8 protein-coding genes are annotated in these 12,431 nt (G+C 70.4%); 1 reads left to right on the top strand and 7 read right to left on the bottom strand.

Translation table 11 applies throughout. The features are described from left to right. Positions 1-41: 41 nt before the first annotated feature. The 5 genes from B9N97_RS07305 to B9N97_RS07325 form a co-directional block, all read right to left on the bottom strand. Positions 42-1,991 (bottom strand): hypothetical protein, encoded by a 1,950-nt coding sequence (locus B9N97_RS07305; RefSeq protein ID WP_143266486.1) that lies wholly within the window; start codon positions 1,989-1,991, stop codon positions 42-44. Positions 1,992-2,200: 209 nt separating this feature from the next. Next, entirely contained in the window at positions 2,201-3,706 is a 1,506-nt protein-coding gene (locus tag B9N97_RS07310) for an HlyD family type I secretion periplasmic adaptor subunit (RefSeq protein ID WP_085084903.1), read from the bottom strand. A 3-nt stretch (positions 3,707-3,709) separates the two neighbouring features. Beyond that, complete coding sequence (locus B9N97_RS07315) at positions 3,710-5,932, bottom strand: peptidase domain-containing ABC transporter (protein ID WP_208621173.1); 2,223 nt, start codon at positions 5,930-5,932, stop codon at positions 3,710-3,712. 3 nt (positions 5,933-5,935) lie between these two features. Beyond that, on the bottom strand, positions 5,936-6,346 hold the full coding sequence (locus B9N97_RS07320) for a hypothetical protein (protein ID WP_085084905.1): 411 nt from the start codon (positions 6,344-6,346) through the stop codon (positions 5,936-5,938). Between the two features lie 250 nt (positions 6,347-6,596). Beyond that, a complete protein-coding gene (locus tag B9N97_RS07325; protein WP_085084907.1) occupies positions 6,597-8,066 on the bottom strand; it encodes a mannose-1-phosphate guanylyltransferase/mannose-6-phosphate isomerase in 1,470 nt (489 codons plus the stop codon). Positions 8,067-8,804: 738 nt separating this feature from the next. Between B9N97_RS07325 and B9N97_RS07330 the strand changes: the two genes are divergently transcribed. Then, on the top strand, positions 8,805-9,749 hold the full coding sequence (locus B9N97_RS07330) for a replication protein RepA (protein WP_012978551.1): 945 nt from the start codon (positions 8,805-8,807) through the stop codon (positions 9,747-9,749). Between the two features lie 175 nt (positions 9,750-9,924). Here the strand turns inward: B9N97_RS07330 and B9N97_RS07335 are convergent, their stop codons facing one another. Both B9N97_RS07335 and B9N97_RS07340 read right to left on the bottom strand, forming a co-directional pair. Beyond that, the gene (locus B9N97_RS07335) at positions 9,925-10,452 is read right to left on the bottom strand and encodes a hypothetical protein (protein ID WP_244560597.1); all 528 of its coding nucleotides are present in this window, start codon (positions 10,450-10,452) and stop codon (positions 9,925-9,927) included. After that, positions 10,449-12,305, bottom strand: a complete 1,857-nt coding sequence (locus B9N97_RS07340; protein ID WP_085084909.1) for an ABC transporter ATP-binding protein — start codon at positions 12,303-12,305, stop codon at positions 10,449-10,451. The genes B9N97_RS07335 and B9N97_RS07340 overlap by 4 nt, the downstream gene beginning before the upstream one ends. Positions 12,306-12,431 lie beyond the last annotated feature (126 nt).

Here is a 12,431-nt window from a genome sequence, read left to right on the forward strand (position 1 = left end):
CGGAGAAAAAGAACGCGCCCGGACGTACAGCCTCTTAAGGGCTATGGCCTGCCGGCCCCAACCGCTTCGGCGGGCGCCTCTGCGGGCGCATCCGCGGAGGCGGCCGGAGCGTCCTCCTGCACCAGCTCGCCGATCGGCGGCCGGGCCGCCGGCAGAATGGGGGACGGAATGGGGGTGGAGACCGGGCGGCGGACCAGCATCCTCAGGGCGCCCAGCACGGCCGTCGCACCGAACAGGAGCAGCATCGGATAGGCCGGCGACAGGTAGAGCGAGTTCATGCTGGGGATCGCCGTGGCCTCCAGAACGGCCAGCAGCCCCACCCGCGACAGCACCAGCAGGGCGGCGACGCCGCCGGCCAGCAACAGCGGGTCGATGCGGCGGCGGCGGACGGCGGCGACCAGGGCCGCCGCGTAGCCGATCAGGCCGGCCACCAGCAGGACGGGCAGGGCAGCGCGATAGGCCGCGGCGACGCCATCCAGCAGCTTCGCGACCATGGCGGCACGGCGCTGGAAGGGCAGGGTTCCGCCGTCCTGGCTGCGGCGCTGGAAATCGGTGGAGGCAAGCAGCCAGGGCGCATGGGTGAACAGGGGCGAACGGACCATGTCCAGGAAGACCGCGCGGCCGGGGCTCTGCCCGCAATCGTCAACAGTGCAGGACATGGCCGGGCGTGGCACGCCGGAGCTTTCCATCGTCGCCAGAAAGCCGACCATCCGCGCCGCCGCGCTCAGGGTCGGCCACACGTAATCGGTCCGGAAGGGCGGGACCATGGTCGCCCGCGGCGGCAGGCAGTCCAGCCGGCCGTCGTCGCAGGCGGCGCCGATCTCCCCGGCCATGCGCCGATAGAAGTCCTTCGCCCCGGTGGCGGTGCGGTAATGGCCGGCCTGCGCGGTGGCGTCGCGCAGCGCCCACATGAACCAGCCGGCGCGGATCTCGCCGTCGCAAGGCGTGACGCCGTAGGTGGCGCAGCCGACCTGCTCCAGCCCGTCCGGCGCGGTGCCGTCGAAATAGGGACGCAGCTCCGCCGCGGCCGGGCTGACGGGATAGACGCGCTCCAGCACCTCGCGCGGGATCACGACATAGGGGACCCAGGGCGTGCGGTGCCGCACCCGCGACAGCGATCCGTAGGCGGCCATGAACTCCTGCTGCTTGAACTCCACGACGTCGGAGACGCCGTAATGGCGCTGGTTCATCCAGCCGAAGCCGCCGATCACCAGCAGGGCGGCGCCGGCCGCCAGACCGGCCAGACCGGTTTCCGCCACCAGGGCGCCGGCCGTCCGGGCCATTCCTTTTCCAGCCCCCCGTCCGGCAAGGCGCAGGCGCCCGTCCGGCCCCTCCGCCAGCAGGCGCGTCAGCAGCAGGAGCCCGAAGCCGGCGGCGAAGGCCGGCAGCACCCACAGCCCCTCCTCGCGCGTGCACCAGAACAGGCCGAGCACCCCGCCCATCCCGCCGGCCAGCAGGGCGCGACGCGCCAGCCCGCGGTCCCGCCAGCGGAACCACCAGACACCGAGCCCGAACAGCAGAATGGTCAGCGGGACATAAATCCCCTCGCGCATCACCCGCATCTGGCCGACGCCGTAGGTCATCGGGTTGAACAGCAGCAGCAGGAACAGGCCGAAGGCCACTGCTTCGCCCCTCCGCCCCGCCGGCAGCCAGCCCCGCAAACCGCGGACCAGCACCAGACAGGCCAGGGCGTAGGCCAGCCCCTGAGACACCAGGATCGGCAGGCCGGCCAGCCAGCCGAAGGCGATCCACACCGGGTAGAAGGGCCCCTTCGCCAGGGTGAGGTTGTCGTAGGCGCCGAGCCAGCGTCCGGCCAGCAGGTTCACCGCCTGCCGGACGAACAGGGCGTCGTCATAGGCCGCCTCCGGGATCGCCACCAGCGGCAGGTTGGCCATCAGCCAGGTGAAGAGCAGGATGGCCAGGCCATAGGCGAACATCCAGGTTCGGCCCAGGCGGAGCCGTGGGACGCTGTGGTCGGGCACGAAAGGCATGGCGGAAATCACGGGGCGGTATTCACGGGGGAGGCTGTGGACGGGCCGCAAGGCACACCGCAACCGGAAAGACGAACCGTCTCCCGACGCACAGCCCTGCGGATCGGCTATCCAAACGGACAGGTGCCTACATACCACTATGGGCTATGTCGTTCCACCGGAATGGCCCTGCCCGGTGAAGGGCTTCGGCAACGGAACCTTGCGGCTCCTCACGGCTCGCGGATGCTCTCGTCCAGCGCGCGGATGACGGGGTAGAGGAAGTAGGACAGCACCGAGCGGGTGCCGACGCGGATCTCGGCCGAGGCGACCATGCCGGGGCTGAGCCTCGTGCCGTCGGGCACCGCCTCCAGCTGGGTGTCGGTCAGGCGGATGCGGGTGCGGAAGACGGCGCCGCCGGCGGCCGGGCGGGGGGCGTCGGCGTTGATGGAGCTGGCCCCGCTTCCCTGGGCGGGGTCGTGGGTGAAGGCGTCGGCGCTGATGGTGCGGATCTCGCCGGACAGGGTGCCGTGGCGCTGGAAGGGGAAGGCGTCCAGCTTCACCCGCACGAAATCGCCGACCCGGACCAGACCGATGTCGCGCGACGGGATGTCGGCCTCCACCTCCAGCGGCACGTCGGCGGGGACCAGGGTGACCAGCGGCTCGGCCTCGCGGATGACGGAGCCGACGGAGCGCTTGGCCACCTCCAGCACCACCGCGTCGACCGGGGCGGTCAGGGTGACCAGCGAACGGCGGCGCTCGGCCTTGGCGATCTGCTCGACCAGGGTGGCCCGCTGGCGGGTCTGCTCCACCAGTTCCTCCGCCGTCTTGCGGCGCCATTCGTCGATGAAGGCGGCGCGGTCGGCCTGGACGCCGCGCAGCTCATGTTCGCTCTCCCGCTCGCGGTCCTGCAGGGCGGTCAGGTCGTCGCGCATGCGCAGCCGCTCGATCCGCGCCTCCAGGTAGGTCAGGCGCGAGCCGGTCTGGCGTTCCTGAAGCTGGCGGCGGATGTCCTCCACCTCGCCGACCACGGCGAGCCGCTCGGCAAGGCCGGCCTGGGCGCGGCGGCTGGCGGCGATGGCGCTGTCCAACTGCCCGGCCTTCTCGTCCAGCGAGGCGAGGCGGGCGCGGTATTCGGCGCGGCGGCGCTCCAGGATGGCGGCCTGGACCGCCAAGTCTGGGGTATTGGCGGGGTTTCCGGCGGCGGGGGTGAAGTCGCTGCCGTCCAGTTCTGCGCGCAGCCGGCCGATCTGGGCCTCGACGCCGGCGAGCTTGCCGGTCAGGTCGGCCAGATCCGCCGCGGCGAAGGTGGGGTCGAGCGTCGCCAGACGGTCGCCGGCCCGGACAAAGTCGCCGACCTGCACGTCGACGCCGCGCACCACCGCGGTCTCCAGCGGCTGGGCCACCACCAGCGGCGCCGTGGTCACCAGCCGGCCGCCGGCGGTGACGATGCGGTCGACCTGGGCGAAGCCGGCCCACAGGACCAGCGCCGCCAAGAGCCCGGCCAGCACATAGAGGGTGGAGCGCGCCACCCAGGGCAGCGGCGCATGTTCGATGGCCGCGCCGTCCGGCAGGTAATCCAGCGCGAAGCCCGGCGGCGGCGCCGAGGGGGCGGGCAGGGCAGGGCGGCGGCGAGCGGGAGGCGCAGGGGGAGAGGGCTTGGCCGGGACGACCTCGCGGCCGGTTTCGGCCTGCGTGGCGTCCTCGCTGTCCATCTCGGGCATCTGTGTATCGGGCATGGCTCAGCGCCCCCGGTTCTGCTGCTGCCACAGATGCCGGTATTCGGCGCAGCGGTCGAGCAGGATGGGATGGGGGGCGAGGTCGAGCAGGCGGCCCTGCTCCAGCACGGCGATGGTGTCGCAGCCGGTCAGGGTGGAGAGCCGGTGGGTGACGATCAGCACGGTGCGGCCGCGGGCGATGCGCCGCAGGTTGGCCATGACGATGGCCTCGCTGTCGGGGTCGAGCGCGCTGGTCGCCTCGTCCAGGATCAGCAGGCGCGGCTGGGGCAGCAGGGCGCGGGCGATGGCGATGCGCTGCTTCTGGCCGCCGGACAGGTTGCTCGCCCCCTCCTCCACCAGCGTGTCGTAGCCGTCGGGCAGGCGGTGGATGAACTCGTCGGCGCCGGCCAGCCGGGCGGCCTCGACGATCTCCTCGCGGCTGGCCTCGGGCATGGTCATGGCGATGTTGTCGCGGATGGTGCCGCGGAACAGGAAATTCTCCTGCAGCACCACGCCGATGGAGCGGCGCAGATGGCCCAGATCCAGCTCGCGGATGTCCAGCCCGTCATAGCGGATGGTGCCCTCCTGCAGCGGGTAGAAACCCTGGAGGAGGCGCATCAGCGTGCTCTTGCCCGAGCCGCTGCGCCCGACCAGCCCGACGACGGACCCCGCCGGCACGGTCAGGGTGACGCCATCGAGCGCCGCCGGCCGGTTGCGGTCGTAGCGGAAGCCGAGCCCCTCGATCTCGATGCGGCCGATCAGGGCGGGGCAGGCGCCGCTGCCTTCGCGCCTGGGCTCGGCCGGGTGGTTCATCACCTCGCCCAGCATGCGGACGGAGAGCGCGGTCTCCTGATACTGGTGGATCAGCGAGACGATCTGGACCAGCGGCGTCACCACCCGGCCCGACAGCATCTGGAAGGCGATCAGGGCGCCGACCGACAGCTGGCGGTCGAAGACGTCGAAGGCGCCGACGGCGACCACCGCCACCATCATCGCCTTCTCCAGGAACTCGGTCACCGTGCGGGCGGCGATGGAGATGCGGCCGACCCGGTAATGGCTGGTCACCGCACGCGCCGCCTTGCGGTCCCAGCCGCGGCGCTGCAGCGGTTCGAGCGCCGAGGACTTGACGGTGCGCATGCCGTGGATGGTCTCCACCAGCATGGCCTGCCGCTCGGCATCGGCGTTGTAGAGATCGCTCAGGCGGCTGCGGTAGACCGGCACCAGGGCGACCACCACCCCGGCGATCAGGGCCGCGAACAGCAGCGCCACCAGGGTCAGCTTGACCGAATAGAAGAACAGCACCGGCAGGAAGACCAGCAGCACCAGGCTGTCGAGCACGGTGGACAGCAGGTTGCCGGTCAGGAATTCGCGGATGCGCTCCACCTGCTGCATGTGGCGCACGGTGACGCCGGCCGAATGCCCGTCGAAGAAGGTGATCGGCAGATCCAGCAGATGGCCGAAGGTGCGGTTCAGCAGGCGGATGTCGATGCGGTTGGCGGCGGACAGCAGGATGAACTGGCGCAGGAAGCGGAAGGCCGCCTCGAACAGCAGGGCGGCCAGCACGCCGATGGTCAGCACCTGCAAGGTGGCGACGGTCTCGTTCACCAGCACCTTGTCGATCACGATCTGGAAATAGACCGGGACGGCAAGGGCGAGCGCGTGCAGAACCAGCGCCGCCACCACCACGTCGCGGAAGGCCGATTTCTGGCGCAGGATCTCCGGCACGAACCAGCGCAGGCCGAAGGGCTGGCGCGGGTCGGCAAGGCCGTGGCGCGGCTTGAGGAAGACCAGCTCGCCGTCCCAACGTTCCAGGAAGCGGTCGCGCGGCACGTCGATCACGTCCAGCCGGTCGGCCAGCGGATCGACGACGCCGACCATCGGCTCCTCGGTGGGGTCCGCCAGGCGCGACAGCCCGACCAGGATGACGGTGTTGCCGTTGGACAGCCGCGCCAGCAGCGGGAAGACGGGGGGCAGGGCCTGCAGGGCCTTCCAGTCCAGCCGGCGGGCGGTCGCCTTGAAGCCGGTGGCGGCGGCGATGCGCAGCAGGTCGGCGGTCGAGGGCTCACCCCTGCCTGGGGCGACGCGGGCGCGCAGGGCGGACGGCGAGGCCGACAGGCCGTGGTGGCGCGCCACCAGCGTCAGGCAGCGCAGCGCGGTGCTTTCGTCGCGATCATGGGTGGCGCGGTCGGGGGCGGCGTCCGGACCCGGCGGCGGGGGCGGCGCGACGGTCGTGCTGGCGTCCGGCATCGGTCAGCCGAAGTTCGGCGAGCGGGGCCGGCCGGCCGGGGGGGCCGCCGTCGCGGGGGAGGGGGACGGACCTGTGGGGGAGGCCGGTTGGATCGGGGCCTGCACCGGGCTCTGGAAGGCCGGGGAAGGAGCAGGCGCGGGGGCCGGCACGGTGCCGGAATTGGACGGCAGCACGCCGGCGGCCTCGAGCCGCTGGCGCATCCCTTCCAGGGCGGACAGGCTGGCGAGGAAGCCGGGCAGGCTCATCACCACCCGCTGGCGGATGGCGGGCAGCGGCTGGCCGTTGTCGTCCTTGCGCAGCGCCGACAGGCTGAACAGGTCGATCCGGACCATGCCGTTGCCGAAGCCGATGTCGAAGACCCCGTCGGCATAGAGTTCGGGGATGCGGTCGTCGGGCGGCGGCTCGATGGTCATGATGGTTCCGGCAGCAGAAGGCGGGGCGCCGCTGTGGCACCCTCGCATCCTCTTTCTACCGGAAGGTGGCGATCCGGACCAAGCCGCCAATGCCGACGCCCGCAAAGAGACACAAGCGGCGCCTCCGCTTGCGCGGAGGCGCTCGTCGTTGGCCTCAGGCGCCGGCGAGGCCGTCCGGCCTCTTGGCTATCGCGGGCACGTGCCCGCGGGGCCGCAGTCGCGGCCCTTCGGCGGCAACAGCCGTTGCCGCTCAGTTGCGGCCGTAGACGTCCTCCAGCCGGACGATGTCGTCCTCGCCCAGATAGGAGCCGGACTGCACCTCGATGATGGTCAGCGGCACCTTGCCGGGGTTCTCCAGCCGGTGGACCGTGCCGATCGGGATGTAGATCGACTGGTTCTCGTAGACCATCACCTGCTCCTCGCCGCGGGTGACCAGCGCGGTGCCGTTGACCACCACCCAGTGCTCGGCGCGGTGATGGTGCTTCTGCAGGGACAGGCGCGAGCCGGGGGCGATGGTCAGGCTCTTCACCTGGAAGCGGTCGCCGGTGTGCAGCGACTGGTAGGAGCCCCAGGGGCGGTGGACCCGGCGGTGGCTGACGGACTCGCTGCGCCCCTCCGCCTTCAGCCGGTCGACGATGCGCTTGACGTCCTGCGCCTGGGAGCGGTCGGCGACCAGAACGGCGTCGTCCACCACCACCACCACGGCGTTCTCCACCCCGACCACGGCGGTCAGGTGGTTGTCGCTGCGGACGTAGCAGTCGCGGGCGCCCTCCAGCAGCACGTCGCCGACGACGACGTTGCCCTCGCCGTCCTTGTTGCCGACGTCCCACAGCGCCGACCAGGCGCCGACGTCGGTCCAGCCGATCTCGCAGGGGACGACGGCGGCGCGGTCGGTGCGCTCCATCACCGCATAGTCGATGGAGATGCTGGGCGCCTTGGCGAAGGCGGCGGCGTCCAGGCGGAAGAAGTCGAGGTCCTTCGATCCCTGGTCCAGCGCCTCACGGCAGGCGGCCAGCACCGCCGGGGCGTGGCGCTCCAGCTCGGCCAGCAGGCGGGCGGCCGGGAACAGGAACATGCCGCTGTTCCAGGCATAGGTGCCCTCGGCGAGATAGCGCTCGGCCACCTCCAGCGACGGCTTCTCGACGAAGGCGGCGACGTTGTAGGCGCCGTCGGCCTCGTCCATCGAATGGCCGCGGCGGATATAGCCGTAGCCGGTCTCCGGACGGGTCGGGGTGATGCCGAAGGTGACCAACCGGCCGGCCTGGGCGGCGCGGGCGGCGATGGCGACGGCACGGCGGAAGGCCTCGGCGTCGCGGATCTCGTGGTCGGCCGGCAGGATCAGCAGCAGCGCGTCCGGGTCGTCGGCGGTCACTGCGAGGGCGGCGAGCGCGCAGGCGGCGGCGGTGTTGCGGCCGGCCGGCTCCAGGATGATGCCGCGCGGCGTGCAGCGCGACTGGCGCAGCTGCTCGGCGGCGAGGAAGCGATGTTCCTGGTTGCAGATCACCAGGGGGGCCGAGAAGACGGTCTCCGCAGTGCCGCCGGCGGGCGTGGAACCGGATTGGCTGCTGACCCGCAGGGCGGTGTCCTGGAGCATCGTCCGGTCGGAGCAGAGCGGCAGGAACTGCTTGGGATACAGCTCGCGCGACAAGGGCCACAAACGGGACCCCGTACCGCCGGACAGCAGCACCGGGACGATCTTCTGCGCGGAATTGCCGTTCATCCTGCCGCCATTCATTGTGTTGAGCATGTGGCCGGGCGCCGGAAAACCAAAGGCAGGACCAATGGCCGGCGCCACGGCGGTTCGTTATAGACCGCGCTTTCCATGCTCCACAAGCACCCCTCCGAGACCCACCCGACCGGGGCGCCTCTTCCGGGATAGGGGCGGGATGGGGCGAGACAAGACTCCAAACATCCACCCTGGCGGACCCCTGGCGGCGGCCACAAGGCCAGGGTCGAGGTTGGAGTCTTGTCGCGCCCCCTGCCGGCCGATCCCCAAATCCATCCCCGGATCCGGGGCCGGCGCCGCCGGCAGGGACGACTGGGGACGGCGATGCGGCAAAGGCTGGACGGATGGGGGCGCGACAGAACTCCAAACCCCGGGTGCGGATCGGATCGGCGCGGGGCATGAATCATGGGCGAGTCACGGTCGATTCGGCTCCGCGACTCGGAAATAAGCGAATCGGAAGCGATTCGGGGCCGAATCGAAATGTCCCGCCTGGAGTCTTGTCGCGTCCGGCGAAAAATCCACAGGCAATCGGGACTATCCGCTGGAGTCTTGTCGCGGGAGTTCTGGAGTTTTGTCGCGCGACTCGCGATTCTCTACTGGAGTCTTGTCGCGCAAACTATTAACTGAATCAAATAACCGTACAAATAGTTTGAGCGACAAGACTCCAAATTGCTGGCACTAACCGGCCGTGATATAGGGTTCCTCGCAAAGTCGTGCCAAGGTCAGCTCGCTATGGGACAGATACACACCCTGATCACCCAGCTAGGACGTGACCAGGCGAAGGCGCTCCAGACCGATCCGGATCAGCGTTCGCTAGTCGATGTCGCCGCTGCCGTCCTCGAAGAGGAGCGGCAGGAGCTTGGCATCACCTATTCGGGTTTTGCGCTGACGGCTCTTCCGCATCGTCGTCTTCCCGATGACCAGCCGTGGGAGCGTCGCGGACATAAGATCCGCTTGCTGATCGAGCCGGGACGACTGCCGATCCGCAACGGTGGCTTTAAGCTTTACGGCGTTCCGTACGGCAGCCGCGCGCGGATGATCCTGCTGTATCTGCAGACCCGGGCGATCCAGACCGACAGCCGCGAGGTCGAGCTGGGCCGCAGCATGCACGAATGGCTGGACCGCATGGGCCTGTCGGTCGGCGGCCAGACCTACCGCGACATCCGCGAGCAGGCCTCGCGCATCGCCGCCTGCAACCTGACCTTCGCCTGGGAGGACGCCCACAGCATCGGCTTCGAAAAGGGGTCGATCGTCAAGGGCGGCATCCATTTCTCGGCCAATGCCGGGGCGGAGCCGGGCCAGGGATCGCTGTGGGAGGACCGCGTCCTGCTGTCCGAGGCCTTCTTCCGCGAGCTGAAGGCCCACCCGGTGCCGATCTGGGAGCCGGCGCTGCGCCACATCCAGAACAACAGCACCAGCATCGACATCTATATCTGGCTGGCCTACCGGCTGCACAGCCTGAACCGCTCCACCCCGATCACCTGGCCGGCGGTGTTCGAGCAGTTCGGCGCCGGATACAGCCGCCTGCGCGATTTCAGGAAGCGGTTCATCGAGGCTCTGCAGCTTGCGCTTGCGGTCTATCCCGATGCGCGGGTCGATGTGGAGGAACAGGGGCTGATGCTGCACCCCTCGCCGCCGCCGATCCCGGAGCGCAAGTTCGCGCAGCTTTGCCGGTAGGGGCTGGAAAGTTTCAGCCCCCTCCCTAACCCTCCCCCACTAAGGCGGGAGAGGGGACTGCCGCCGCTTCGCATAAGGCACCCTCTCCCTCGAAGAGGGGGAGGGTCGGGGAGGGGGCAAGAGCACCTTACCGATCCTTCCTCCCCCCTGCGACAAGACTCCAAACTCCGCCCCCTCATGGGTTGGCGCGCAACGCTCCGGCCAGCGGGGTCAGCAGGTAGCGGAGCGCCTGCTCCAAAAGACTTTCGTCCAGCGTGCCGGACAGCGCCAGGGCCTGGGGCGGCATCATGAAAAAGGGCGCGCCGCCGACGGAGCCGCTGCGCTGGAGGGTCGCGGCGACCGACAAAAGCCGCTTTCCGTCACCCTGCCCGTCGTCCGGCCGCAGCGTGGCGTGGACCAGCAGCAGCAGAGTGCCGGGATCGGCGATGCGGGCGTCGTTGGGGGCAAGCGCCGTGACCGCCGGGCCGGAGGCCAGCAGCCCCGACAGCACCGCCGCGGCGCGACCACACAGCGCGTCATCGCCGATATCGGCGGCCGGCCCGCCCTCGGCGTCCACCGCGCAGAGCAGGCCGACGCGCTCGACCTGCTGGAAGAAAGGCAGTGGCGACATGGCGGCGGCCTCCGGGATGTGAAGCAACAGGCTGGCGGCGAGCAGCAGGGCCGGGCAGATCCCCAGCATCCCCAAGCGGATTTGCCGTCTCATCGCACCTCCTCCAGGCTTGCGGAGCCGGCATCGTCCGGCAGGAAGCCGCCGACCTGCCGGCGCCACAGCCGGGCATAGGGTCCGTCGCGGCGCAGCAGGGTGGCATGGTCGCCGTCCTCCAGGATCCGGCCGGCTTCCATATAGAGGATGCGGTCCATGCCGGTGACGGTCGACAGCCGGTGGGCGATGGCGATCACCGTGCGGCCCTCGAACAGGCCGAGCAGGGCGTCCTGGATCAGATGCTCCGTCTCGGAGTCGAGCGAGGAGGTCGCCTCGTCCAGCACCAGGATCGGCGCGTCCTTCAGGAAGGCGCGGGCGATGGCCACCCGCTGGCGCTCGCCGCCCGACAGCTGGATGCCGCGCTCCCCCACCACGGTGTCGTAGCCGCCGGCGCGCCCCTCGATGAAGCGGTCGCAATGGGCGCGGACGGAGGCCGCGCGGATGGCCTCGTCGCTGGCCCCCTCGCTGCCATAGGCGATGTTGTCGCGGATGGAGCGGTGGAACAGGCTGGGCAGCTGCGGCACCTCGGCCACCGCGCGGTTGAGCGAGGCGAGGCTGACCGCGGCGATGTCCTGGCCGTCGATCAGGATGCGGCCGCCCTGCACGGGGAACTGCCGGCGCAGCAGCCGGACCAGCGTGCTTTTGCCCGCCCCCGACGGGCCGACCAGCGCCACCCGTTCCCCCGGCCGGATGGTCAGCGACAGGCCGTCGAAGACGGCGCCGCCGCCGGGATGGGCGAAGCGGACATCCTCGAAGCGGATGGCGCCTGCGGTGACGGCCAGTTCGGGGCGGCCGGGCGGATCCGGGATCTCGTGCGGGCGGACGATCAGCTCCAGGGCGCCGGACAGGATGCCCAGCTGTTCGAAGAAGCCCAGCATGCGCGTCGACAGGCCCCAGACATTGGCGCCGACGATGCTGGCCAGCGAGAAGACCATGGCAAAGTCGCCGACGCTCATGCGGCCGGCCGTCGCCTCCGACACGGCGATGCCGATCAGGGTGATCTGGAAGACCAGCAGGGCGTTGAACAGCCAGAACCACATCTTGGTCAGGAACCAGCGCAGCTCCTTGGAGCGGTCGATCTCGCCGGTCAGCGCGTCGGACAGGCCGGCCAGCTCCTGGCGGCGGCGGGCAAAGGCGCGCACCAGCTCGGCATTGGCGATGACGTCGACCATGCGGCCGGTGGTCGAGGACACCTCTTCGGAGAAGGCGTGCGACAGCCGCAGGCAGCGCCGGGCCAGCAGGGCCGACAGGGTCAGGTGCGCGGCGGTCCAGCCGACCAGCAGCCCGGCGAACAGGGTCTGGGCCGAGGCCAGCAGGGTCAGGCCGATGGCGAGGATGACGACGATGCGGATGATGTCGTTGGTCAGGATTTCCAGGATCTGGATGGCGCTCTGCCCGGCCTGCTTGACCTTCTGGCCCAGGTTGCCGGCGAAATTGTCCTGGAAGTAGCGCGGCGAATGGTCGATCAGGTGGTCGAACAGCCGGACCTGGATGGCATGGCGCAGCGCCGGGGAGGTGTGGAGGTCCACCAGCTCGCGCAGGCGGTTGAACAGGGCGGACGCGATCCACAGCCCGCCCAGCAGCAGGAACCAGCGCATCACCTCCGCCGTCCAGGCGGGAGAGCCGCTAGGCGGGCTCCCCGATATCCCGCCCCCCGATATCCCGGCGAGCGCGTCGACCAGCCCGCGCATCGCCACCGGCTCCATCCCCATCAGCCCGATCCCGCCGGCGGCGGCGAGGTTCAGCAGGATGGCGCGGCCGAGGAAACGCTCGCGCACGAACATCCACAGGAAGCGCCAGGGGGAGGAGGGCAGGGAGGACGGGATGGTGGTGGACGGGGATGGGCTGGACAAGGAGAGTCGGCGCTCCGTCGCGCGATGGGCCGGGCATCGCCGGCGGGCACAAGAGCTTATAGGCGCAAGGCGGCAGGGGCGGAACGGATCCTTATAGGACTTGGGAAAGCCGCGCTCCGGCTCCCG

Origin of the sequence: Azospirillum oryzae, from assembly GCF_900177515.1 — a bacterium.
Classification (GTDB): domain Bacteria; phylum Pseudomonadota; class Alphaproteobacteria; order Azospirillales; family Azospirillaceae; genus Azospirillum; species Azospirillum oryzae_A.

Excerpts from the sequence above, each read along its gene's own strand:
- B9N97_RS07305 (WP_143266486.1), bottom strand. The coding sequence starts at position 1,991 with ATGCCTTTCGTGCCCGACCACAGCGTCCCACGGCTCCGCCTGGGCCGA.
- B9N97_RS07310 (WP_085084903.1), bottom strand. The coding sequence starts at position 3,706 with ATGCCCGATACACAGATGCCCGAGATGGACAGCGAGGACGCCACGCAG.
- B9N97_RS07315 (WP_208621173.1), bottom strand. The coding sequence starts at position 5,932 with ATGCCGGACGCCAGCACGACCGTCGCGCCGCCCCCGCCGCCGGGTCCG.
- B9N97_RS07320 (WP_085084905.1), bottom strand. The coding sequence starts at position 6,346 with ATGACCATCGAGCCGCCGCCCGACGACCGCATCCCCGAACTCTATGCC.
- B9N97_RS07325 (WP_085084907.1), bottom strand. The coding sequence starts at position 8,066 with ATGAACGGCAATTCCGCGCAGAAGATCGTCCCGGTGCTGCTGTCCGGC.
- B9N97_RS07330 (WP_012978551.1), top strand. The coding sequence starts at position 8,805 with ATGGGACAGATACACACCCTGATCACCCAGCTAGGACGTGACCAGGCG.
- B9N97_RS07335 (WP_244560597.1), bottom strand. The coding sequence starts at position 10,452 with ATGAGACGGCAAATCCGCTTGGGGATGCTGGGGATCTGCCCGGCCCTG.